18 protein-coding genes are annotated in these 22518 nt (G+C 68.9%); 11 read left to right on the forward strand and 7 right to left on the reverse strand.

Annotated features, from left to right (window positions below; genetic code table 11):
• Positions 1-46: 46 nt before the first annotated feature.
• Positions 47-976, reverse strand: coding sequence for a LysR family transcriptional regulator (locus V7Z98_RS11230; protein WP_334158054.1), 930 nt, complete (start codon positions 974-976; stop codon positions 47-49).
• A gap of 157 nt (positions 977-1133) precedes the next feature.
• Between V7Z98_RS11230 and V7Z98_RS11235 the strand changes: the two genes are divergently transcribed.
• The 7 genes from V7Z98_RS11235 (at position 1134) to V7Z98_RS11260 (ending at position 7053) form a co-directional block, all read left to right on the forward strand.
• Positions 1134-1922 carry a TSUP family transporter gene (locus tag V7Z98_RS11235; protein WP_334158055.1) on the forward strand — a complete coding sequence of 263 codons (789 nt, stop codon included), beginning with the start codon at positions 1134-1136 and terminating at the stop codon, positions 1920-1922.
• Entirely contained in the window at positions 1919-3142 is a 1224-nt protein-coding gene (gene zapE / locus V7Z98_RS11240) for a cell division protein ZapE (protein ID WP_334158056.1), read from the forward strand. The genes V7Z98_RS11235 and zapE overlap by 4 nt, the downstream gene beginning before the upstream one ends.
• A gap of 384 nt (positions 3143-3526) precedes the next feature.
• Positions 3527-4189 carry a dihydrofolate reductase family protein gene (locus tag V7Z98_RS11245; protein ID WP_334158057.1) on the forward strand — a complete coding sequence of 221 codons (663 nt, stop codon included), beginning with the start codon at positions 3527-3529 and terminating at the stop codon, positions 4187-4189.
• Positions 4190-5310: 1121 nt separating this feature from the next.
• Positions 5311-5595, forward strand: coding sequence for a hypothetical protein (locus V7Z98_RS11250; protein ID WP_334158059.1), 285 nt, complete (start codon positions 5311-5313; stop codon positions 5593-5595).
• Positions 5596-5672: 77 nt separating this feature from the next.
• On the forward strand, positions 5673-6038 hold the full coding sequence (locus V7Z98_RS11255; RefSeq protein ID WP_334158060.1) for a hypothetical protein: 366 nt from the start codon (positions 5673-5675) through the stop codon (positions 6036-6038).
• 101 nt (positions 6039-6139) lie between these two features.
• The gene (locus V7Z98_RS17880; RefSeq protein WP_442951835.1) at positions 6140-6343 is read left to right on the forward strand and encodes a DUF6966 domain-containing protein; all 204 of its coding nucleotides are present in this window, start codon (positions 6140-6142) and stop codon (positions 6341-6343) included.
• Between the two features lie 332 nt (positions 6344-6675).
• A complete protein-coding gene (locus V7Z98_RS11260) occupies positions 6676-7053 on the forward strand; it encodes a hypothetical protein (RefSeq protein ID WP_334158062.1) in 378 nt (125 codons plus the stop codon).
• Positions 7054-7214: 161 nt separating this feature from the next.
• On the opposite strand, the gene recG is transcribed toward V7Z98_RS11260, so the two are convergent.
• Both recG and V7Z98_RS11270 read right to left on the reverse strand, forming a co-directional pair.
• A complete protein-coding gene (gene recG / locus V7Z98_RS11265; RefSeq protein ID WP_334158064.1) occupies positions 7215-9419 on the reverse strand; it encodes an ATP-dependent DNA helicase RecG in 2205 nt (734 codons plus the stop codon).
• A gap of 22 nt (positions 9420-9441) precedes the next feature.
• Positions 9442-9822 (reverse strand): RidA family protein, encoded by a 381-nt coding sequence (locus tag V7Z98_RS11270; protein ID WP_054621047.1) that lies wholly within the window; start codon positions 9820-9822, stop codon positions 9442-9444.
• Between the two features lie 541 nt (positions 9823-10363).
• Here V7Z98_RS11270 and V7Z98_RS11275 point away from each other — a divergent pair.
• The 4 genes from V7Z98_RS11275 (at position 10364) to V7Z98_RS11290 (ending at position 16204) form a co-directional block, all read left to right on the forward strand.
• Complete coding sequence (locus V7Z98_RS11275; protein ID WP_334158067.1) at positions 10364-10786, forward strand: c-type cytochrome; 423 nt, start codon at positions 10364-10366, stop codon at positions 10784-10786.
• Positions 10787-11182: 396 nt separating this feature from the next.
• Positions 11183-11971: a sulfate reduction electron transfer complex DsrMKJOP subunit DsrO gene (gene dsrO / locus V7Z98_RS11280; protein WP_293264930.1), complete on the forward strand. Its 789-nt coding sequence runs from the start codon at positions 11183-11185 to the stop codon at positions 11969-11971.
• A gap of 1 nt (position 11972) precedes the next feature.
• Positions 11973-13076 (forward strand): NrfD/PsrC family molybdoenzyme membrane anchor subunit, encoded by a 1104-nt coding sequence (gene nrfD / locus V7Z98_RS11285; RefSeq protein ID WP_334158069.1) that lies wholly within the window; start codon positions 11973-11975, stop codon positions 13074-13076.
• A 23-nt stretch (positions 13077-13099) separates the two neighbouring features.
• Positions 13100-16204: a molybdopterin dinucleotide binding domain-containing protein gene (locus tag V7Z98_RS11290; RefSeq protein WP_334158070.1), complete on the forward strand. Its 3105-nt coding sequence runs from the start codon at positions 13100-13102 to the stop codon at positions 16202-16204.
• Between the two features lie 127 nt (positions 16205-16331).
• On the opposite strand, the gene V7Z98_RS11295 is transcribed toward V7Z98_RS11290, so the two are convergent.
• From V7Z98_RS11295 to V7Z98_RS11310, 4 genes are read right to left on the reverse strand one after another with little or no spacing between them, the layout of a single operon-like run.
• Positions 16332-16958 (reverse strand): response regulator transcription factor, encoded by a 627-nt coding sequence (locus tag V7Z98_RS11295; RefSeq protein WP_293265042.1) that lies wholly within the window; start codon positions 16956-16958, stop codon positions 16332-16334.
• Entirely contained in the window at positions 16945-18876 is a 1932-nt protein-coding gene (locus tag V7Z98_RS11300; protein WP_334158072.1) for a sensor histidine kinase, read from the reverse strand. Before V7Z98_RS11300 ends, V7Z98_RS11295 begins: the two co-directional genes overlap by 14 nt.
• Positions 18873-20330 (reverse strand): D-alanyl-D-alanine carboxypeptidase/D-alanyl-D-alanine endopeptidase, encoded by a 1458-nt coding sequence (dacB, locus tag V7Z98_RS11305; protein WP_334158074.1) that lies wholly within the window; start codon positions 20328-20330, stop codon positions 18873-18875. The genes V7Z98_RS11300 and dacB overlap by 4 nt, the downstream gene beginning before the upstream one ends.
• The gene (locus tag V7Z98_RS11310; protein ID WP_334158075.1) at positions 20330-22438 is read right to left on the reverse strand and encodes a methyl-accepting chemotaxis protein; all 2109 of its coding nucleotides are present in this window, start codon (positions 22436-22438) and stop codon (positions 20330-20332) included. Before V7Z98_RS11310 ends, dacB begins: the two co-directional genes overlap by 1 nt.
• Positions 22439-22518: the final 80 nt, after the last annotated feature.

Consider the following 22518-nt stretch of genomic DNA (forward strand, 5'->3'; position numbering starts at 1 on the left):
GCCTCGCCGCCCTCGACCAGCAGGCGGCCATCGTGAGCCGGGGGAATCAGGCTGGCGTGGCACCAGATGTTTTGTTCGGCCCGCCCCATGCCGCCGCCAGCGCCTCGGCAAACGCCTCGGCCAGGGGCGAGGGCGCTGGTGGGAGCGCCAGCGCCGCCTGGGCGGTGGGCGTTCCTTGCGGCCCGGCTAGGGGGCGCAGCACGGCGCCGGCCGGCAGCAGGGGGGCCATGGCGTCCGGGATTAGGGCTAGGCCGAAGCCGGCGGCCACCAGTTGCAACTGGCTGGTCTTGCGCGAGGTAGCCGCCGCCGTGGCCGGGGTGAAGCCCGCCTCCAAGCACAGGTCGGTGACCCGCCGGGCGAGGCCGCCCCGCTCCCGGTGCACCGCCGCGACGAATCGTTCGCCGGCCAGGTCGGCCAGGGCCAGTTCCTGCCGGGCCGCCAGGGGATGCTCGGCGGGCAGGGCCGCCCACAGCCGTTCTTCGGGCAGGGGGCGCAGGTGTACCGCCGGGTCGCGGCGCAGCAGGGGCAGGCGCACCAGCCCCAGGTCAGCCCGGCCGGCGGCCAGGGCGCCGATCTGTTGTTCGGAGGAGAGCCGGTCCAGATCCACCCGCACGCCGGGGCGGGCGGCGGTGAAGTCGCGCAGGGCCGCCAACAGGGGGCCGGCCACCGGGGTCGAGCTGGAGTGGAGCAGGCGCAGCACACCCCCTTCGCCCCGGGCCAGGCGCCGGGCGTCGTCGGCCGCCGCCTGGAGGCCCTCGGCCATGCCGGCGACGCGCTGGCGGAACAGTTCGCCGGCCGGGGTCAGGCGCACGCCCCGGGGTTCGCGGAGGAACAGGGCAAAGCCCAGCTCGTCCTCGAGCAGGCCGATCTGGCGGCTCAGGGCCGGTTGGGCGATGAACAGGGACGCCGCCGCCGGGGTGAATCCCCCCAGGTCGGCAACGGCGAGGAAGTAGCGAATCTGGCGCAGGCTAGGCATGCCGGTTTGTTATGGGGCGTCGGGTTAAATGGTATTGGTGTTATGGCACGTTCGGGGCGATGCTACCAGCACCGGCATCCCCGTTGTCGCCCGATTCGGTTTTGATTCCGTTCGGCGCAGGGGGCGGCGCCGTTCAATTTCCTTCGCGTCCCCTTCCATGCCCCTTCCCTTCGATCCCGCCGCCTTGGGCGGCGTCCTGCCGTCCCCGTCCGCCCTGGCGGTGGCAACCCTGGCCCTGGTGGCGGCCTACGCCATCTTCACCCTGGTCGGCTTCGGCTCGGCCATGATCGCCGCCACGCCCCTGGCGGCGGTGTTGCCGGTGGCCCGCATCGTGCCGCTGCTGGCCCTGCTCGACTGCGTCGGCGCCTCGGTCCGGGGCTGGCGCGCGCGGCGGCGCATCGACCGGGGCGAGTTGGCCCGGCTGCTGCCGGGCATGGCGGCGGGCCAGGTGGTCGGGGTGACCCTGCTCGCCGGCCTGCCGGCCAATGCCCTGGCCGTGGCCCTGGGGTTGTTCGTCGCGCTCTACGGGCTGTGGGGGTTGCGCGGCGGCGGCGGGACGGCTCCCGCAAAGCCCCTGGCCGCCACCTGGGCCGTACCCTGCGGTCTGGCAGGGGGGCTGCTCGGTGCCCTGTTCGGCAGCGGCGGATTCCTCTATGCCGCCTACCTGGGCCGCCGCCTGCCGGACCGGGACGCCTTCCGCGCCACCCAGGCGGTGTTGATGGCCCTGAGCACCGGCCTGCGGGTGGTGCTGTGCGCCCTGGCCGGGCTGATCGACGGCCCCCTGCTGTTGCTCGCGCTGTGTGCCGCACCGGCCATGGTGCTGGGGGTGGCCCTGGGCGGGCACCTGGACCTGCGCCTGTCCCGGGAACGCTTCACCCGGGCCCTCAACCTGGCGCTGCTGGCTGCGGGCGCGGCCCTGCTCGCCAAGGTAGGATGGGCGGCATGAATGCCGTTCTTTCCTCCATTGCCACGCCGCCGGTGTCATCCATGAGCGCCGGCTCGCTCCGCGACACCCTCCTGGCGGCCCTGGAACGGCGCGGCTTCGTTCCCGATGCCGCCCAGGTCGGCGCCGCGGCCCGGCTGGCCCTGCTGGGCGCCCAAGTCGTGGCGAATGCAGCGCCGGCGAGTGCTTCGGCCGCCGCGCCCCGGGGCATCTTCATGTGGGGCGGCGTGGGCCGGGGCAAAACCCTGCTGCTCGACTTGCTGGTCGCCAGCCTGCCGCCGGGAACGGTGCTGCGCCGCCACCAGCACGCCTTTCTCGCCGACCTGCACCGGGCCGTGGCCCGGGCCCGGGAAGAAGGGGCGGAGGACGCCTTTCCCGCCGCTGTCGCCGCCCTGCTCGGGCCGGCCCGCCTGCTGGCCCTGGACGAATTCCACGCCCACGACATCGCCGACGCCCTGATCCTGGGCCGGGCCCTCACCCTGGTGCGGCAGCGGGGCGCGGCCCTGCTGTTCACCGCCAACCATCCTCCCGCCGAACTGTGGCCGGACACCCCGTTCCACCAATCCCAGGCCGAGCGCTACCAGCCCGTGGCGGCCTTCATCGCCGCCCACTGCGACCTGCTCGAAGTCGACGGCGGCCGCGACTACCGTATCGCTGCCGCGCCGGCCCCGGCGCGCTGGTGGGTGGAGGCGGGGGCGGTGGCAGATGGGGGCGCAAACGCTGCAATGCCTGACGCAGCCGTCGCGCCTGCTGCGTCCACCGACTTTGCCGACTCCGCCGACTACCCCTCCGTCCTGGCGGCCTGGCTGGGCTTGCCGGAAGGAGCGGAACATCCATCCGGCGACGGCGTGCCCCTGATGCTGGCGGGCCGGCCGGTGCCGGTGCGCTACCGGGGCGACGGGGCCCTGTGGTTCGATTTTGCCGCCCTGTGCGGCTCGCCCCGTTCCCCCGCCGACTACCTGGCCCTGGCGCTCCAGGCGTCCCGCCTGGCTATCAGCGGCGTCCCCCGCTTCGGCCCCCGGGATGGCGACGCCCTGCGCCGCTTCATCTGGCTGATCGACGCCGCCTACGAGGCTGGCGTGGCTCTGGCCGCCACGGCGGCGGCGCCGTGGGACCGGCTGCTGGCCGACGCCCCCGACCTGGCCCGCCTACTCGGCCGCGACCTGCGCCGCTGCGAGAGCCGGCTGGCGGAGATGACGCGGCGCTTGCCACTGGGCGCCTGAGTCTCCGAACCTCCGAACCCGCTCAGGCCCGGTCCAGCACCGCATGGGCCATGGTCATATCGCGAGAAGGAGAGGATTTTTTGTCGGTAGCCGGAAAGGCGCGCCAATACTTGTTCTTGGCGGGTATGCCTTGGAGAGCCGCGCCAGTGCTTGAGTTTGGCGATGGTGCCGTGAAGAACCGCGTCCTTCCTGGGGTTTGGGCGGCCTCATTTTCACCCTGCCCATCGTTTGCCCGCGTTCACCCGGTTAGGTCCGCGCCGGCGAAATAGCGTCGTGGTGACTAGCGGCGCGCAGACCGCCGTCGGCCATGGGCGGTCATCGCCACGCCAACCCCTGAAATTTGCGGTCTATAAATCCGGTTAAGCACCTCACTGGAGGCCAACGATGACCCGCGTTCGCGTTAACGGCTTCACCCTCTCCCTCGACGGCTACGGCGCCGGCCCGGATCAGGACCTCGACAATCCGCTCGGCGTCGGCGGGACCGAACTGCACCAGTGGCTCGTCCCAACCCGCACCTTCCAGCGGGCCCTGTTCGGCAAGGACGGCGGCACCACCGGGATCGACGACGATTTCGCCGCCCGCGGCTTTGAGAACGTGGGCGCCTGGATTCTCGGGCGGAACATGTTCGGCCCCATTCGCGGGGCGTGGCCGGACGACAACTGGCAAGGCTGGTGGGGCGACAACCCGCCTTATCACGCGCCCGTCTTCGTCTTGACCCATCACGCCCGTCCTCCCCTCGCCATGGCCGGCGGCACGACCTTCCACTTCATCACCGGCGGCATCCGCGAGGCCCTCGACCGCGCCCGGGAGGCCGCCGCCGGCAAGGACGTGCGCATCGGCGGCGGGCCGAACACCATCCGCCAGTACCTCCGTGCGGGCCTCATCGACGAACTGCACCTGGCCATCTCCCCGGTCCTGCTCGGCCGGGGCGAGCCGCTGTTCGAGGGGATTGATTTGCGGGCGCTGGGCTACGACTGCGTGGAATTCGTCGCTTCGGAAAAGGCCACCCATGTCGTCCTGCGTCGCCACGGGCAGACGGACGCCTAGCGGTAGAGGTAGCCGGAACGGCGCGCCAATACTTGTTCTTGGCGGGTATGCCTCGGAGAGCTGCGCCAGTGCTTGAGGTTGGCGGTGGCGCTGTGAAGAGCCGCGTCCTGCCTAGGGTTTGGGCTGCCCATCTTTCACCCTGTTCGGCCGGTGTCGGCAAAACTTGTCGTCGTGGCTGGCTGAGGTCAGGCAGCAGTCAGTCTGAAGCAGCCGATGATCGAATTGTTCGAAAGCTGCCGTAAAATGCCATTGGCACTTTTGGTTTTTGCAGGGTTTGGCCGGGAGTTTAGTTCTGTGCGTAGGATGAAAATATCAGTCAATGTGGTTGAAAAACAATTGTTTGAACCAACGGCTGTCGCATAGGTTATGCGTCATGAATCCGAGAGGCCCTGCAATATTGCTGTCCACTTCACGTTGAGCATCATGAAGGGTACGCGCTGTGACTCGTTCGGTTGCAATACTCGCTGCCGTTCTATTTCTTCTTGCTGGTATCGGGCTATTCGCGATAGTGCGGCAGTCCTCCGAAGCTGAAGCAAACACGTGTATGGAGAAATGTCGCGCCGAAGGAAAGAGTTATGTGTCAGCTCCTACGGGTACCGCAGGTAGGTTCATTGATGGTGGCCGCACTTGGTCAGAACCATCTAGAACATGTCAATGTGTTAACGCGCCAGCTACTGAAGGTACGTTTCCCGGAGCCAAATGAATTGCAGCGCCCAACAGCATAAGGCAATCGATGCCAGCCTATTCCTTAGCTATAGGCTGTTTCAGGCCTGTAGTTTCCCCACATCAAGCGCAGGGACGCCCAACAACCCGGTCAAGCGGACCTGCCGAACACCCGCCTTGGTTTTCCTGTTGCGCCTCGCGCGGCAGTCCGCTTACCTTCACCGTCGGGCGTCATGAGAACTGTCTTTGCTATCGCTGCTTCGGTTGTAATTCTGTCTGGCGCGTGGGCTGACGAAAGTTACACCGTCCACAATGATGGTTTTGGTCCTGTGCGCGTAGGAATGACAAAGGCAGAAGTATCCCGAGCCCTCGGGGAACCAATTATTCGCACAGCTGGGGCCGGGGATTTCGAGTGCGAGTATCTCCGTCCAGCCGAGCACTGGAAAGGGGTCACGTTCATGTTTTCTCGTGGCCGCGTAGCGCGCGTTGATGTCCGTGAGGGCGCAACGAAAACTGCTGCAGGCATCCGCCTTGGTGACAACATCCCGAAGGTCATGGAGGTATACCATGGCCGGATAGAAGTCACCCCGCACCAGTACATCCCGGAACCGGAAGGTAAGTACCTCACTGTGAAATCCGTAAACGGTAAGCGGGCCATTCGCTTCGAAACAGATGGCGACCGGGTTGTCACGTTCTACGCAGGGCGCTTCCCCGAGGTCCAATACGTTGAGGGGTGTCTGTAAATGACGCCCAACCCTGCGGTTACCCGGACCTACCGCAAAAGGCGTGGTAGTCCGCTTACCTAATCGTTAGAGCCCACATGAGCTTCCTTTCTCGCCTATTTGGTCACAAGCCGAGTTCCTCCCCTGCGAAGCACGTTGTCACGTTCGACGAAGAAAAGATCGCCCGCACAATGCCGGATGGAAGGCAAGAGGTTGTCCGCTGGGACGATCTTGTTGAAATCAGCATTGTTACTACTGACGAAGGCCCGTTCGTCGACGACGTCTTTTGGGTTCTGTCGGGTTCGTCTTCTGGTTGCCTGGCTCCGAGTGAGGCCGAAGGTACCAAGGAGCTTTTGCTCAAATTGCAGCAGTTGCCAGGTTTCGACAATGAGGCCGTTATCCGTGCTATGGGAAGTGCGTCAAACGCAAAGTTTCTTTGCTGGCGGCGCGAAAGTGAGCTTTAACCCGCCGGTCGAGAGGAACCGCCGAGAAGCTGCGTTTCTCGGTTCCCTACGCGGCTTCGCCGCTTCGGCGGCCCCTCGCCTAACACGTTAGGTGCTTTCAATTGAGGCCGAAAACTCAGGAGCTAGTTAGCGTCCTCAATAAGCTCGCTGCCCTTCTTGAAGGCGACGGAGATAGGCACTGGAGTGCCTGGGTGCGAAAGGCCAAGGCACACCTGCTCAACTCAGACTACTCAGGTATTGAATATCTGCTTTCAGCCTACGGTGGCATGGGCTCAATCAACGATGTTGTTCTTGGCCAAAGCTAAAACAACGGTGTTTTCGATTGGAAATCACAGCGAATTGAACTGAACGAAGAATTCGCAAAACTCCGTAACAAGGCATGGGAATTGGCCAATGCCATTAAGCGCTCACAATAGCCACTACGCATCTAGCAGTCTAGTCAATAGGACACCTGCTTGACTGCCTCAATCTTGGGTTTTCTGAGCCGCAGCTTGCTGCTCATAATGCCTCCCTGTGACCTTAAGTTTAAGGCTCAGAGGTGTCTACCAGTTCCGGGGTGGTTCAAGTTGCTTGGTGATTTTGCGTAGTGGAGATGGTTTTTTTTTGGTTAACATTAGGGGGGTGAGTCATGAAGGGGATGTTTGCTTTCGTTTTGTGTATTTTTGGGGTGTTTGCTGTGCAGGCAGGGGAAAAATTGGATTTTTCCGATATTACAAGTCGTGAAAAAGCTGAAGCGTTGTTTGCGCAAGGAAAAGTCGAAAAAATTACTTTGTTTCCTCGTGAGTTTGGTGGGCAAGAAACCCCTTTGAACACTGTTTTTGTGCCGATAGGGGTTGGTGATGCTAAAAATAAAGTTACAGGAATGCTAGTGCGCTACGTTAGTGATGGTTTGATTAATAAGTTGGTCGTAGAGCCTGAATATAAAGGAGATAGTTTTATTCCGTCGCGTATCAAAATGCGGGCTTGGCACACAGAGCAGAAGGGGGAGTTCACTCCCTCAATCGAGGTTTGGTAATTCCCCTTAGGGCTACTAATCGACTTGGATCATAACGGATCGATTTGTGCTGATTAGGGCAGATGCAATCCTGCATTCAGCAGGAAGCGATTTCACGCCTCCTCTCCATTACCGCTGCCCTGGCCTGCCATCAGCAGCCGCGCCGGCCCCAGTTCCCAGGGTCAGACCTTAAGCAAATCCGCCCGCCCCCCCAGCCAGCGTTGCAGGTGGGCGTCGGCAATGGCTGGGGCGTGGGCGATCAGCCAGGCGGCGGTGTCGCGGGCGGCGTCCACCAGGTCCGTGTCCCGTTCCAGGTCGGCGTAGCGCAGCATGGGCACGCCGCTCTGGCGGTGGCCGATGAATTCGCCGGGGCCGCGCAGGTGCAGGTCTTCCCGGGCGATGGCGAAGCCGTCGGTGTTCTCGTAGATGACCTTGAGCCGGGCCCGGGCGGTTTCCGACAAGGGGTGGCCGAACAGCAGCACGCAGGCCGATTCCGCCGCGCCCCGGCCGACCCGGCCGCGCAGCTGGTGCAGTTGGGAGAGACCGAATCGTTCGGCGTGTTCGATCACCATCAGGCTGGCGTTGGGCACGTCCACGCCGACCTCAATCACCGTGGTGGCCACCAGCACGTCCAGCCCGTGGGCGGCGAAGGCGGCCATCACGGCGGCTTTCTCGTCGGCTTTCAGGCGGCCGTGCACCAGGCCGATGCGGCGGTGGGGCAGGTCGGTCTTGAGGTGTTCGAAGGTATCCACCGCCGTCTGCAATTGCAGGGCTTCCGATTCCTCGATCAACGGGCACACCCAGTAGGCCTGGCGGCCGCCGGCGCAGGCCCCGTCCACGGCGCCGATGACCTCGTCGCGGCGGGCGTCGGAGATCAGCTTGGTGCGGATCGGCGTGCGCCCCGGCGGCAGTTCGTCGATCACCGATACGTCCAGGTCGGCGTAGTAGGTCATGGCCAGGGTGCGCGGGATGGGGGTGGCCGACATCATCAGCTGGTGCGGGTTGCCGCCCTTCTGCTTGAGGGCCAGGCGCTGGGCCACGCCGAAGCGGTGCTGCTCGTCCACGATGGCCACGCCCAGGCGGGCGAACTCGACCCCGTCCTGGATCAGGGCGTGGGTGCCCACCACCAACTGGCCGTCGGCGCCGGCCCGGGCCTGCATCTCGCGCTTGGCCTTGGGCTTGAGGCTGCCGGTGAGCCACAGCACTTCGATGCCCAGCGGTTCGAGCCAGTCGCGCAGCTTCTTGTAGTGCTGCTCGGCGAGGATTTCGGTGGGGGCCATGAAGGCCGCCTGGTAGCCCGATTCGATGGCGCGCAGCGCCGCCAGGGCACCGATCACCGTCTTGCCGCTGCCCACGTCGCCTTGCAGCAGGCGCTGCATCGGGTGGCCCTGGGCCAAGTCGGCAGCGATTTCGTCCCACACCCGCTGCTGGGCGCCGGTGAGGGCGAAGGGCAGTTGGCGCAGCAGGGCAGCGGTCAGGGTCGGCGCCCCGTTCAAGGCCGGGGAATCCTTGGCCCGGCGCGCCGCGTGGGCGCGGCGCAGACACAGCTGCTGGGCGAGCAGTTCGTCGAACTGGACCCGGCGCCAGGCCGGGTGGTGCCGGTCGGACAGCTCGTCGAGCTGGGCGGCGAAATCCTCTTGCGGCGGCGGGGCGTGCAGTAGGGTCAGGGCCTCGTCCAGGGACGGCAGGCCCAGGTCGGCGCGTACCGCCTCCGGCAGGGTCTCGGCAAAGCCGCCGGCTTGGCGCAGGGCGGTGAGCGCCACGGCGATGCGTTTGCGCAAAATCGGCTGAGAGATGCCGGCGGTGGTCGGATACACCGGGGTGAGCCGGTCGGGTAGGGCTTCGCCGTCGTCCACCACGCGAATGCGCGGATGGACCAGCTCCGCGCCGAAGAAGCCGGGCCGCACCTCGCCAAAGGCCCGCACCAGGCGGCCGTTGTCCCGGGCGGTTTCGAACTGCTGGGTCTGGCTGCCGTAGAAGTTGAGAAAGCGCAGCCAGGCTTCCCGCCCGCCGCTGCCGATCAGCCGCACCACCAGTTGGCGGCGCGGGCGGTACTGGACGTTCACGTCCGCCACCCGGCCCTCCACCACCACCGGGGCGCCCAGGGGCGCCTGGCCAGCCGGGTAGGCCCGGGTTTCGTCCTCGTAGCGGATCGGCAGGTGCAGGGCGAAGTCTTCCAGCCGGGTCAGGCCCAGCTTGGCGAACAGGTCGTCCCGGCCTTTTCCGGCGGCGGGCTTGCCCGGCTTGGCGCCTTTCTTGGCCCCCGCACCCTTGCCCGCCGCTGGGGCCTTGCGCCCGTCGGGGCCGCGGCCCGGGGGCAGGGCGGCCGCCGTGGCACCGTCGCCGGAGGCGGCGAGGGGCGCGGGTTTGGCGGCGCGGGGCGGCAAGGGGGCGCTAACGCGAGGATGTTTAGCCGATCACCAGCACGGCGTCGGCTTCGACCTGGGCGCCCCGGGGCAGGGAGGCCACGCCGATGGCGGCGCGGGCGGGGAAGGGCTCGGCGAAGTAGCGGGTCATGGCCTCGTTCACCTTGGCGAAGTTGCCCAGGTCGGTCAGGAAGACGTTGACCTTGACCGCGTCGTTGAGGCTGCCGCCGGCGGCTTCGGCCACGGCTTTCAGGTTGTCGAAGACGCGCGCGATCTGGGCGTCGATGCCTTCTTCGAGCTGCATGGTGGCCGGGTTGAGGCCGATCTGGCCGGACATGTAGACGGTGTCGCCGACCTTGACGGCCTGGGAGTAGGTGCCGATGGCGGCGGGAGCGTTGGGGGTGGCGATGATGGTACGGGCCATGGCGGTCTCCTGGGTCGGGTGGGGATGGGCGCGGGCGCCCGGTAAGGACCGCATGGTAAAGGATGGGGGCGGTCCCGGGGGAGGGCGCGCGTGGGCGGCGGCGCGGCAGAGGCCCGGGCAGGGCGGAAAAATGTGTCCGATATGAATGTTTGAAATGCGCTCGGCGGGAGCGCGCGCGTCGGTGGTGAGCATGGGCAGGCGCGGCGGTCCCCAGGGCTGTTCGTCCCTCGATGTATTAATTTTTCTAATGTTTCATTTATGGCGATTGGCCAAGCTCAAGAACTGGCGCGGACTCTATCTTTTGCGTGTGCCGAATACTTGAAATTTATTCATATATTGCCCGGGTCGGGCCGACCGGCATTCCGCCGGATGCGGCGCCTGCGGCGCGCGGGGGCAGGGGACGGTTATAGGGGCGCGGCCTACGCTTTTAGCATCCATCAAAGGCAGCCAGACGGGGCCTTCCTAGAATCCGACGGCCAGCCGCCCCGGCTTGCGGGGCGGGCATCTCCTGAATACCTGAATTCGCAGAAAGGTTTCCACCGTGAAAAAATCCTCCGCCCTCTCCCTGCTCGCCGCCGCCCTGCTCGCCACCACCCTCGCCGCCTGCGGCAAGGACGAGGCGCCCAAGACCGAGGCCGCCCCGGCCCCCGCCGCCGCGCCGGCTCCCCAGGCCGCAGCGCCTGCCGCTCCCGCCGCCGATGCCGGCCATGCCGCCGAAGGCGAAGCCCCCTACAAGCAGGTGTGCGTGATGTGCCACGGCGCCGGCGTGGCCGGCGCGCCCAAGGTGGGCGACAAGGCCGCCTGGGAACCCCGCGTCGCCCAAGGCAAGGACACCCTCTACAAGCACGCCATCGAAGGCTTCTCCGGCCAGGCCGGGATGATGCCGGCCAAGGGCGGCAACCCCTCCCTGTCCGACGACCAGGTCAAGGCGGCGGTGGACTTCCTGGTGTCCAAGGTCCAGTAAGGTCCGGGCAAACGTTGCGGCGGCCCTGTGAGCCGGGCTGCCGCGACGCCGCGATTCAAGCAGCGGGGAGACGATGGCCTCCCCGTTGTCGTTGACGGGCTGGTCTTGGTGGAAACGCCGGGGCGGTCCGGCCGATGGCACCGTGCTCCTGGGCGCCGCGCCTACCGCCGGGCCGGGCGCCGTGCCGTTCCGCTCGCCCGGTTGCCCCGGTTGCCCCGGTTGCCCCGATTCCCCACGTTTTTCCCCGCCGGATTGCCGAACCCGGCAGTGCCGCTAGGCACTTTTACCTAGGCGCACCGGCAGTTGCGCCTATGGGGCTGCGCTATCCCCACAATTTTCGTGGGGGTATTGGCGGCTTAACCTGACATCGTCCCTATCTCCCTGTGGAGCGATGTCATGCACGACCTCCCCTGCGCTTCTTCCTGCTCCGGCGGCGACGTCCCGGACGGCCGGCGTCGGGCCTTCCTCAAGGTGCTGCCGGCGGTCACTGCCGGCGCCGCCTCCTTGGCCGCCCTGCCGGCCGAGGCCGCCGAAGGCGCCAAGCCCCACTGGGGCATGCTGGTGGATGCCCGCCAGTGCATCGGCTGCCAGGCCTGCACCGTGGCCTGCATCATGGAAAACGTGGTGCCCGAGGGCAGCTTCCGCACCGTGGTGTCCACCTACGCGGTGACCACCGGCGAGGGCGCCGCCGCCGTCACCGGCACCCACGTCCTGCCTCGCCTGTGCAACCACTGCGACAACCCGCCCTGCGTGCCGGTGTGCCCGGTGGGCGCCACCTTCAAGCGCGAGGACGGCGCCGTGCTAGTGGACGGCGAGCGCTGCGTCGGGTGCGCCTACTGCGTCCAGGCCTGCCCCTACGACGCCCGCTTCATCAACCACCACACCGGCAAGGCCGACAAGTGCACCTTCTGTAGTCACCGGGTCGAGGCTGGGCTGCTGCCGGCCTGCGTCGAGACCTGCGTCGGCGGCGCCCGGGTGTTTGGCGACCTGAACGACCCGAAGAGCGAAATCCGCCGTCTGATGGCCGACGCCAAGGACGAGCTGAAGGTGCTCAAGCCCGAGCAGGGCACCCGGCCCCAGGTCTTCTACGTCGGCCTCGACCCGCGCCTGCAAGGCAAGGTGGACGGCACCCAGACCCCGGCCCTGAGCGGGCTCACCTGGCAACCCAAGAGCCACGGAGGCTGACATGACCAACCCGCAAATCGTCGAAGTGGTGAACGTGGCCCGGGACGTGGCCTGGCTGCCCTGGGCGGTCCAGTACTTCTTCCTGATCGGCCTGTCCGCCGGGGCCTTCCTGCTGTCCCTGCCCGGCGAGGTGTTCAAACGCCCGGGCTGGACCGGCATCTCCCGGCGCGCCCTGCTCGCCGCCCTGCTGTGCGGCCTGACCGCGCCGGTGGCCCTGCTCGCCGACCTGCACCAGCCGGGGCGCTTCCTCAACTTCTACCTGCATCCCAACTTCGGTTCCTGGATGGCCTGGGGCGCCTTCTTCATCCCCCTCTACCTGGGCGGGTTGATGCTCTACGCCTGGCTGGTCCTGCGGCCCGCCCTGCTGCGCCTGGCTGAGTCCCCGGACACCGCGCCGCTGCTCGCCCCCTGGTACCGGCGCCTGGCCTACGGCGGCCTGGAAAGCCCCACGGCGATCGCCGCCGCCGCCCTGCTCACCGGCCTGGGGGCGCTGCTGGTGCTGCTGTACACCGGCATGGAAGTGATGGTGGTGCGCGCCCGGCCCCTGTGGGATACGCCGCTGCTGCCGGTGCAGTTCGCCGTCACCGCCCTGGCCGGAGCCGTGGGCCTGGTGCTGCTGCTGGAGCGGCGCTTCGCCGCCGAACCGGCCGATACCCTGCCGCGCCTCAATCGGGTGCTCGCCGCCACCCAGGTGGCTGCACTGCTGGTGGGGGCGGTATGGCTGGCCCTGGGCCTGTTCGGCCTGTCGCCGAGCCACGCCGAAGCACTGGCCGAAGTGGCCCCTTCCGCCGCCTGGCGCATCACCGCCCTGTGGGCCGCCGGCTCTGCCGCCGCCACCCTGTGGCTGGCCTGGCGCCGTCCCGCCCACGGCCTGCTGGTGGGGCTGATCGCCCTGCACTCGGCCTGGATGATGCGCTGGACCGTGTTCATCGGCGGCCAGGAAATCCCCAAGATCGGCGCCGGCTACTACCGCTACCAGCTGCCCCTGGGCCACGACGGCCTGCTCGGCATCGTCGGCACCGCCGGCCTGTGGCTGCTGCTCTTCATCCTCCTCACCTCCTTCCTGCCCTGGGGCGACGACACCCGTCGCGCCGGGCGGGCGTAAGGAACCTTCGCGGGGTAACGACCATGAAACTGCCCAAATTCTCCCGTCGCCAGATGCTCGCCGCCGGCGGGGCCACCGCCTTCGCCGCCGGGTTCTCGCAAACCGCCGTGCGCATGGGCGAAAAGGTCCTCGGCCACGACGCGCCCAAGCACAAGACCGCCGGCGAGGCGCCGGAGCCCGAGTTCCGCATCGACCCGGCCAGCGGCAAGCTGTGGATCAACCCGGCCCAGCAGGTCAGCTACACCATGTGCACCGGCTGCACCACCTTCTGCGGCGTGCGGGTGCGCATCGACCGGGCCAGCGGCAAGGTGCTGCGCGTCGCCGGCAACCCCTACAGCCCCCTGTCCACCGACCCCCACCTGCCGATGAAGGCCAGCGTGCGCGACAGCTTCGTCGCCCTGTCGCGCTTCAACGAAAAGGGCCTGGCCGGGCGCTCCACCGCCTGCGGCCGGGGCAACGCCGTGTTGCAGCAGATGGATTCGCCCTTCCGCGTGCTCACCCCGTTGAAGCGGGTGGGGCCGCGCAATTCCGGGCGCTGGCAGCCGATCTCCTTCGCCCAACTGGTCAAGGAAGTGACCGAGGGCGGCGACCTGTTCGGCGAAGGCCCGGTGGCCGGCCTCAAGGCCCTGCGCGACTTCTCGCCGATCGACCCGGAACGTCCCGAACTGGGCCCCAAGGTGAACCAGGTGGCGGTGCTCAACAGCACCAACGAGGGCCGCGAGAACTTCGCCCGGCGTTTCATGCAGAAGGCCTACGGCACCCTCAACTTCGTCGGCCACGGCTCCTACTGCGGCGGCGCCTACCGTTCCGGTTCCGGCGCGGTGTTCGGCGACATGAAGAAGATGCCCCACGGCAAGCCCGACTTCCAGAACGCCGAGTTCGTGCTGTTCATCGGCACCGCCCCGGGCCAGGCCGGCAACCCGTTCAAGCGCCAGGGCACCCTGATCGCCAAGGCCCGCACCACCGGCGCCATGAACTACGTGGTGGTGGACCCGGTGCTGACCAATGCCGACAACCGGGCCGTGGGCGACCGGGCCCGCTGGGTGCCGATCCGCCCGGGCACCGACGGCGCCCTGGTGATGGGCATGATCCGCTGGATGTTCGACAACGGCCGCATCAACGCCGACTTCCTGGCCCTGCCCAACCAGGCCCTGGCCGAGGCCGCCGGCGAGCCGTCCTTCGCCAACGCCACCCACCTGGTGGTGGCCCAGCCCGGCCATCCCCGGGAAGGGCGCATGCTGCGCGGCTCGGACCTGGGCCTGCCTGTGGAGGAGGCCGACCGTTACAAGGAGGCGGACCCCTTCGTCACCCTGAGCGGCCCCCTCGACGCCGGTGGCAAGCCGGTGCCGATCGGCCAGGCGAAGGGCCCGGCGCCCCTGTTCGTGGACACCGAGATCGAGGTTGGCGGCAAGCCCCTGCGGGTCAAGTCGGCCCTGCAACTGCTCAAGGAAGAGGCCGAGGCCCACACTCTGGCCGACTATGCCCGGGACTGCGGCGTGCCCGAGCACGTCATCGCCGGCCTGGCCGAGGAATTCACCGCCCATGGCCGCAAGGCGGCGGCCATCGCCCACGGCGGCATGATGGCCGGCAACGGCTTCTACAACGCCTTCGGCGTGATCATGCTCAACGTGCTGATCGGCAACGTGAACCGCCCCGGCGGCCTGGTGGCCAACGGCGGCGGCTTCAAGGACGACGGCGAGGGGCCGCGCTACAACCTGGACAGCTTCGCCGGCATGGTCAAGCCCACGGGCATTCCCCTGGGGCGCAACGTGCCCTTCGAGAAGACCAGCGAGTTCGCCAAGAACAAGGCCGCCGGCAAGGCCTACCCGGCCCAGGCCCCCTGGTTCCCCAACGCCCCGGGGCTGGTCACCGAGTGGTTCACCTCGGCCCTGTCCGGCTACCCCTACTCGCTCAAGGCCCTGATCCTGTGGAGCAGCAACCCGCTCTACGGCATCCCCGGCCTGCGCCGCCAGGTGGAAAAGGATCTGGCCGACCCGAAGAAGCTGCCCCTGATCGTTTCCATCGACCCCCTGATCAACGAGAGCAACGCCTACGCCGACTACATCGTCCCGGATTCGCTGCTCTACGAGAGCTGGGGCTGGGCATCGGCCTGGAACGGGGTGCCGACCAAGGCGTGCACCGCCCGCTGGCCGGTGGTGGAGGCTAAGGCGGCCAAGACCCCGGACGGCCAGCCCATCGCCATGGAGAGCTTCTTCATCGCCCTGGCCAAGGCCATGGACCTGCCCGGCTTCGGCGACAAGGCGATCAGCGACGCCGAGGGCAATGCCTATCCCCTCAAGCGCGCCGAGGACTGGTACCTGCGCGGCGGCGCCAACATCGCCTGGCTGGGCAAGGAGCCGGTGGCGGACGCCAGCGACGAGGACATCATCCTGGCCGGGGTGGAGCGCCTGCGCCCGCTGCTGGAGGCGACCTTGAAGCCCGAGGAGGTGCGCAAGGTGGCCTTCCTGCTCTCCAGGGGTGGCCGCTACCAGCCGGCCAAGGACGTCCGCGACGAGGACAACCCGGAGTGGATGCGCAACCGCCTGAAAGCCATGCTGCACGTGTGGAACGACAACGTGGGCGGCAGCCGCCACAGCATCACCGGCAAGCGCTTCGTCGGCTGCCCGAGCTGGCAGCCGGCCCGCTTCGCCGACGGCACCCCGGTGCGCCAGGTCTATCCGGAGAGCAAGTGGCCGATGCAGCTGATCAGCTTCAAGTCGGCGTTGCAGAACTCCTACTCGATCGCCGCCGACCGGCTGCTCGGGGTCCATCCGGAAAACCCGGTGATCCTCCATCCCCAGGATGCCGAGGCCATCGGCGTGACCACCGGCGACCGGGTGGAGATCCGCACCCCGGGCGGTGCGGTGCGCTCCCGGGTGCTGGTGCACGGCGGCGTGATGCCCGGCGTGGTGGCGGTGGAGCACGGCTTCGGCCACAAGGAGCTGGGGGCCCGCGCCCACCAGATCGGCGACCGGGAGCAGCCCCACAAGCCGCACCTGGCGGCGGGCATCAACCTCAACGACCTGGGGGTGCCCGACCCGACCCGCAAGGACCGGGGCCTGTGGGTGGACCCGGTGTCCGGCACCGCCGTGCGCCAGGGCCTGCCGGCCAAGGTGGTGCGGGTTTAACGCCGGAGCGATGTGGAAGCAGCCCACCGGGGGGAGGGCGACGTGAAACGGGGGAGCAGCTGCTCCCCCGTTTTTTCGTGCGGATGCTTGGGGCCTGGGGCTACGGTAACACCAGGCGCCGGAGCGTTCAGTCCAGGCTCTTCGGGTCGGCGGCCAACATCAGGCGCACCAGGTCGGCGGCGGAGTTGGCGCCGGTCTTTTCCATGATGTGCTGGCGGTGGGCGTGGACGGTGCGTTCGCTGATGTCGAGCCGGGCCGCCACCCGCTTGTTGGGGTGGCCCAGGGCGAGCAGGCGGGCCACCTCGATCTCCCGGGGCGACAGGGCGTGCAGGGAACGGCGGGCGTCCTCGGCGCGCTGGGCGGCGCTGATCAGCTCGCCGCTCTTGCGCACGGCGTGGCCCACGGCGTCGATCAGGACCTGGTCCTTGAACGGCTTCTCGATGAAGTCGGCGGCGCCCTGCTTCATTGCCTGCACCGCCAGGGATACGTCGGCGTGGCCGGTGATGAAGATCACCGGGATGCGGAAACCCCGGGCGACCATTTCCTGCTGCAACTCCAGGCCGCTCATGGAGGGCATGCGGATGTCCACCACCAGGCAGCCCGGGGGGCCGCGCCGGTAGGCGTCGAGCAGGGCCTCGGCGCTGGCGTAGGTGGCGACCCGCCAGCCGACGGATTCGAGCAGGAAGGCGATGGACCGGCGCAGCGCGGCGTCGTCGTCCACCACGTGGATCAGGGCGTCTTCAAGGGGCGGCAGGGTGCTCATGGCGGGGTAGGGTAAAGCATAGGGCCAGTCCCGGGCTATCGGCATTTTGGCTACCTGCCGGATCGTCCGCATTGCCAAAATCGACTGAATTCCCCGGCTCCGCCCACAGGCGGCCGCCGTGGGCCTCGATGATCGAGTGGCAGATGGCCAGCCCCAGACCCAGGCCGTCGGGCTTGGTGGTGAAGAAGGGCTCGAACAGGCGCTCGCGCAGGCCGTCGGGCAGCCCCGGGCCCCGGTCGATCACCGCGATCCGCACCTTGTCCTCCGGCCGCTCCGGGTCCGGCGCCAGGCGCAGGGTCACGGTGCGGCGCCCGGGGGGCAGGCCCTGGGTGGCGTCGGCGGCGTTCTTGAGCAGGTTCACCAGCACCTGCTGGATTTGCAGCGGGTCCATGTCCACCGTGGCGTCCGCCGGCAGCCGGTCGTCCACCTCGATGGCCGGGGCGTTGGCCATCATGCCGGTGAGCAGGGCCACCGCCTCGCCGGCCACCTCGCCGGGGGCGCGGGGCTCCCGCACCGCCGCCCGCTTGCGCGAGAAGGCGCGGATGCGCTGCATGATCGCCGCCGCCCGTTCGGCCTGGGCGGCGATTTCCTGGCTGGCCTCGCGCACCGCCTCGGGGGCCAGGCGCCCGGCGTCCTGGCGGCGGATCAGGCTGCTGGCGTAGTTGCCGATGGTGGCCAGGGGCTGGTTCAGCTCGTGGGCCAGAGTGCTCGACAGTTCCCCCAGGATCGACAGCCGCGACAGGTGCTCGGCCTGCTCCTGGTGGTGGCGCATGCGCGCCTCGGCCTCGTCCCGGGCGGTCAGGGCGGCGCGCAGCTCGGCGGTGCGGTCCAGCACCTTGTATTCGACCCGCACCACGTGGATCACCCAGCCGGCCAGGGCCAGGAACACCAGCACCAGCCAGTGCCAGTAGCGCCGCGCCAGCCCTTGCAGGGTCGATTCGCGCAAGTAGGCGTAGGGGCCGGTCTGCAAGTCCTGGTACAGCTCGCGCACCGACTGGTAGTCCGCCGGCACGGTCCAGGCCATGCCTTCCGGCGAGGTGGGCATGGACAGGAGGGCGGTGGCCACCGCCTTGGCCAGCTGGGGCGAATCGTGGGCGGTGGCGGTGGTGGTGGCGATGACCCAGTCCGGGTAGAGGTCGGAGGACAGCAGGCAGGGAAAGCCCGTCGCCTGGCGCGGCGCCAGCACCCGGTAGTCGTCCAGGCGCAGCTTGCCCGCCTTGGCCAGGCTCTCCAGCAGGCAGGCGCGGACGATGCCCACGTCGGCGCTACCGTCGTGGACCGCCTCCAGCACCTGGGACATGGGGAAGCCGACGAACCGGCGCTCGGCGAAGGCCGATTCGTGGTCGATGCCCTGGCGTTGCATCTCCCGGGCCGCCACCAGGTAGCCGCCGAAGGCGTCCGGGGAAACGGCGGCCAGGCGCTTGCCGGGAAGGTCGGCCAGGGTGGCGAGGTCGGTGCGATCGGCCCGCACCACGATGGCCGAGCCGACGGCGGCGGCGGCATCGGTGGCGGGGGAGTCCAGGGTGGCGATGCGCGACACGCCCTGTTCCGCCTCCAGGGCCACGTACTGGCCGCCGTTGGTGATGACGAAATCCACCTGGCGCTGGCGCACCGCCTCGGCCAGCCCCGGGTTGTCGTAGAAGGTCAGCACGAAGCGGCGCTGGGGCAGGGCAGCGTTGAGCCGCTCGGCCACGTGGGACCAGTCGTAGTGGGCGGCCTCCACCCCTTCGTAGGCGAGCACGCCGATATGCACGGCCTGGACCGCCGGCGCCGCCTGCACCGCGTGCGGTGGCGCGGTCCGGGGTGCGGCCAGGGCCGGGGCGAAGCACCCCGGCGCGGCCAGGACCGCGGCCAGGACTGTCCAGCGGGCCCGGCGCTGGAGCCGGGCAGCGCCGGCGGACGGGCTCATGGCCGGCCGCCGGCGACCCAGTCCACCACCGCGTCCAGGGCCGGCAGGGCTTGGCGGGCGCGGGCGTGCTGGGCGATGGCCACCACCACCCACCAGCGGCCGCTGCGGTCAGGCACGAAGCCGGCCAGGGCGCGCACATTGTCCAGGCTGCCGGTCTTGAGCCGGGCCCGGCCCCGGGCGGGGGAATTCTGGAAGCGCCGCTTCAGGGTGCCGTCCACGCCGGCCACTGGCAGGGAGGCGAGCAGTTCGGGCATCACCGGGCTCGCCCAGGCGCTTTGCAGCAGCCGGGCCAGGCCCAGGGCGGTGACGGTCTCGCTACGCGACAGGCCCGAGCCGTTGTCCACCACGATGCCCTCGCCGGCCAGCCCCCGGGCGGCGAGCCAGGCCTGGAGCCGTTCCCGGGCCTGGTCCGGCCCGGCGGGGGGGGCATTGCCGGCGGTGGTTGTGTTGCGGCCGAGCAGCAGGAACAGCTGGCGGGCCATCACGTTATTGCTGAACTTGTTGATGTCGCGCACCAGCTCGCCGACGCTGGCCGAGTCGATGGCGGCCACCGGGCGGCTGCCCGGCGGGAGCGCGCCGTCGCGCACCTGGCCGCCGATCTCGCCGCCGCTTTCCTCCCACAGGGCCCGGGCCATGGCGGCGGAGAACCGTTCCGGCGGCAGGGGCGACAGGTAGAGGCTCTGCTCGCCGCAGGCGGCGGCGTAGTTGCCGGACAGCACCAGGGTGTCGCTGTTGTCGCCGAAGGACGGCTGGATCAGTTCGCGCCAGTCGCCGCAGGGGCCGGCGACGAGTTGCAGGCGGGAGAGGACGCGCAGTCCGGCCAGGGGCGTTTCCAGCACCGCCTGGACCGCCTGGCGGGCCGGGTCGGGGGCCAGGGTCAGCTTGAGGGCGTGGAAGTTCACCAGCAGGCCGTCGGGGCCGGCGTTGTAGGGGCGCAGGCCCTCGCCGTCGAAGGCGCCGGGGTCGTGGGGCGGCGGGGCCAGGGCGGAGCGGTCGAGCACCAGGTCGCCGGCGATGCGCCGGATGCCCCGGGCCCGGGCGCTGTGGAACAGGCTCCACAGGGATTCGGCGGTGAGGCGCGGGTCGCCGCCGCCCACCAGCACCAGGTCGCCCTTGAGCACGCCGTCCTCCACCGGGCCGGTGGCGCGCAGTTCGGTGCGGAAGGTGGCGGCCGGGCCGAGCAGGTCCAGGGCGGCGTAGGTGGTCACCAGCTTCATGGTCGAGGCCGGCTGGACCGGCGCGTCGGCGCGCAGGGCCAGTCGCGGCCGGCCGCCGTCGGCGGGGGCCACCACCACTGCCAGGGCGCCGGCCGGCAGGTCGGCCTGGGCCAGGATCTGGCGCGCCGCCGGGGGCAGTTCGGCGGCCAGGGCAGGGGGCGCGGGCAGCAGGGCCGCCACGAGGAAAAACGCCGCGGCGGTGAGGCGGCGGCGTTGGAAGGGGGAAAAGCGCGGCATCAGGGAGTGGCGTGGAGGGTGAAGCCTTGAAGCATAGCCTTCAAGCGCCCGGACGTGGCGCGCAATTCCTCGGTGGCCGCCCGGGCCTCTTCGGCGCTGGCGGTGTTGCGGGCGATCAGTTCGGCGATGTGCTCCATGTTGCCGGCCACTTCCTCGCTGGCGGCGCCCTGCTGGCGCGAGGCTTCCGAGATGTGGCTGGCCATGGCCGCCACCTGCTGGGAGGCGGTGGTGATGCCGGCCAGGCCGGCGACGCTCTCGCGCAACATGCCGATGCCGCTGGCCACCTCGTCCTGGGCCTGGTCCATGGTGCGCACCGCCTCGCCGGCGGCGGTCTGGATCTCGCCGATGGTGGCGGCGATGTCGGCGGTGGAGTGGGTGGTGCGCTCGGCCAGCTTGCGCACTTCGTCGGCCACCACGGCGAAGCCGCGCCCGGCCTCGCCGGCCCGGGCCGCTTCGATGGCGGCATTGAGGGCCAGCAGGTTGGTCTGGGCGGCGATCTCCTGGATCACCTGGGTGATCTGGCCGATCTTGTCGATGGAACGGCCCAGGGCGTCGATGGTGGTGCTGGAGGCGGTCACCGTGTCCACCACCTTCTGGGTGGCGGCCATGCTGGCGTCGATCTGCTGCTGGCTGCCTTCCACCAGCTGGCGGGCGTTGCCGGCGGCATCGGCCATTTCGGCGGCGCTGCCGGCCACGCCCTGGACCGAGTGGCTGAACTCTTCGGTGCCGGCGGCGGCGCTGGCCACCTGGTCGGCCTGGCGGGCCGACTGCTGCTGCACGGCGATCATGCGCTCCTGCAAGTCGTCGCTGCGTCCGGCGATGCCGGTGGCGGCGCTGTCGATCTTGTCGAGCATGGCCTTGAGGTGGGCCTGCATGGTGGCCAGGTTGCTGAGCAGGCGGCCGGCTTCGTCCCGGCCGTCGATGGCGATGGAGTCGGTCAGGTTGCCTTCGGCGATCCGGTCGAAGTGGCGCACGGCCCGGGACAGGGGGCGGACGATGGCCCGGGAGAGCAGCCACCAGCCGGCCAGGGCGGCCAGCAGGGAGCAGGCGATGCCGGCCACGGCCAGGTTGCGGATCAGGTTGGCGCGCTGGTCGGAGTTGGCCAGGGCGTCCCGGGCGTCCTGCTGGAAGCGTTCCAGCACCTGGCCGCTGGCGGCGCTCAACTCGGCGTAGATCGGGTTGAGCTGCTTGAGCAGGTGCTCGTTGGCCGCCTGGAACTGGCCGGCGGACAGGGCGTCGATGACCGGGCGCAGGCCTTCCTTGGCGTAGCGCACGCGCAGGGTGGCGAGCTTGCCGATGGCCTCCCGGGTGGCCGGGACGGCATCGACCTGCTGCAACTGGTCGAGCAGGGCGTCGATCTCGGCCTGGTTGGCCTGGATGTGGTCCAGGTGGGTGGCCAGGGGGTGGTCGTGCAGCCGGGCGAGCGGGTTGGACGGGTCGTGTTGCAGGCCGAGCAGGGCCTGGGAACGGTTCTCCGCCAGCAGGAAGACGAGGCGCTGGGCCTTGGCCGCCGGGGCCTGGATGTGGGCCACCTGGCGATCCAGGTCGGCGTGGGTGCGCTGGATGCCGTACAGGCCCATGGCGGCGCCGATCAGCAGCAGCAGGCTCATGAAGGCGAACATGGCGCCCAGCCGTACCTGCAACGACAGGCCGGCCAGCCAGCCGGTCAGGCCGGTGCGGGCGATGGTGAAGGGGCGGGGCTTGGCCTTGAGGGCGGCGTAGAGGGCCGCGGCTTCCCGTACCTGGACCGGGTCGGGCTTGGTGCGCACCGACATGTAGCCCACGGTCTGGCCGTTCTTCTTGACCGGCACGGCAAAGGCCTCGACCCAATAGAAGTCGCCGTTCTTGCAGCGGTTCTTGACCAGGCCGCGCCAGGGCAGACCGGACTTGAGGTGGCGCCACATGTCGGCAAAGGCCTCCGGCGGCATGTCCGGGTGGCGCACCACGTTGTGGCTGCTACCGATCAGTTCGTCGCGGGTGAAACCGCTGATGGCGACGAAGGCGTCGTTGGCGTCGGTGATGACACCCTTCAGGTCGGTGGTGGAGACGAGGTAGCGGTTGGTGGGGAAGGGGATTTCGGTGGAAGTGACAGGCAGGTTGGTCTTCAAGTTACATCCTATGCAATGCAATTTCGAATATTGTCTCCCCGTGCACATCCTACCGATATGTGCCTGATTTGCTATGACTT

The sequence above is a fragment of the Oryzomicrobium sp. genome, assembly GCF_036820405.1.
Taxonomy (GTDB): Bacteria; Pseudomonadota; Gammaproteobacteria; order Burkholderiales; family Rhodocyclaceae; genus Oryzomicrobium.

Bases quoted from the DNA above. Each gene is read 5' to 3' on its own strand.
- V7Z98_RS11230 (WP_334158054.1), bottom strand. From the start codon at position 976: ATGCCTAGCCTGCGCCAGATTCGCTACTTCCTCGCCGTTGCCGACCTG.
- V7Z98_RS11235 (WP_334158055.1), top strand. From the start codon at position 1,134: ATGCCCCTTCCCTTCGATCCCGCCGCCTTGGGCGGCGTCCTGCCGTCC.
- zapE (WP_334158056.1), top strand. From the start codon at position 1,919: ATGAATGCCGTTCTTTCCTCCATTGCCACGCCGCCGGTGTCATCCATG.
- V7Z98_RS11245 (WP_334158057.1), top strand. From the start codon at position 3,527: ATGACCCGCGTTCGCGTTAACGGCTTCACCCTCTCCCTCGACGGCTAC.
- V7Z98_RS11250 (WP_334158059.1), top strand. From the start codon at position 5,311: ATGTTTTCTCGTGGCCGCGTAGCGCGCGTTGATGTCCGTGAGGGCGCA.
- V7Z98_RS11255 (WP_334158060.1), top strand. From the start codon at position 5,673: ATGAGCTTCCTTTCTCGCCTATTTGGTCACAAGCCGAGTTCCTCCCCT.
- V7Z98_RS11260 (WP_334158062.1), top strand. From the start codon at position 6,676: ATGTTTGCTTTCGTTTTGTGTATTTTTGGGGTGTTTGCTGTGCAGGCA.
- V7Z98_RS11270 (WP_054621047.1), bottom strand. From the start codon at position 9,822: ATGGCCCGTACCATCATCGCCACCCCCAACGCTCCCGCCGCCATCGGC.
- dsrO (WP_293264930.1), top strand. From the start codon at position 11,183: ATGCACGACCTCCCCTGCGCTTCTTCCTGCTCCGGCGGCGACGTCCCG.
- nrfD (WP_334158069.1), top strand. From the start codon at position 11,973: ATGACCAACCCGCAAATCGTCGAAGTGGTGAACGTGGCCCGGGACGTG.
- V7Z98_RS11290 (WP_334158070.1), top strand. From the start codon at position 13,100: ATGAAACTGCCCAAATTCTCCCGTCGCCAGATGCTCGCCGCCGGCGGG.
- V7Z98_RS11300 (WP_334158072.1), bottom strand. From the start codon at position 18,876: ATGAGCCCGTCCGCCGGCGCTGCCCGGCTCCAGCGCCGGGCCCGCTGG.
- dacB (WP_334158074.1), bottom strand. From the start codon at position 20,330: ATGCCGCGCTTTTCCCCCTTCCAACGCCGCCGCCTCACCGCCGCGGCG.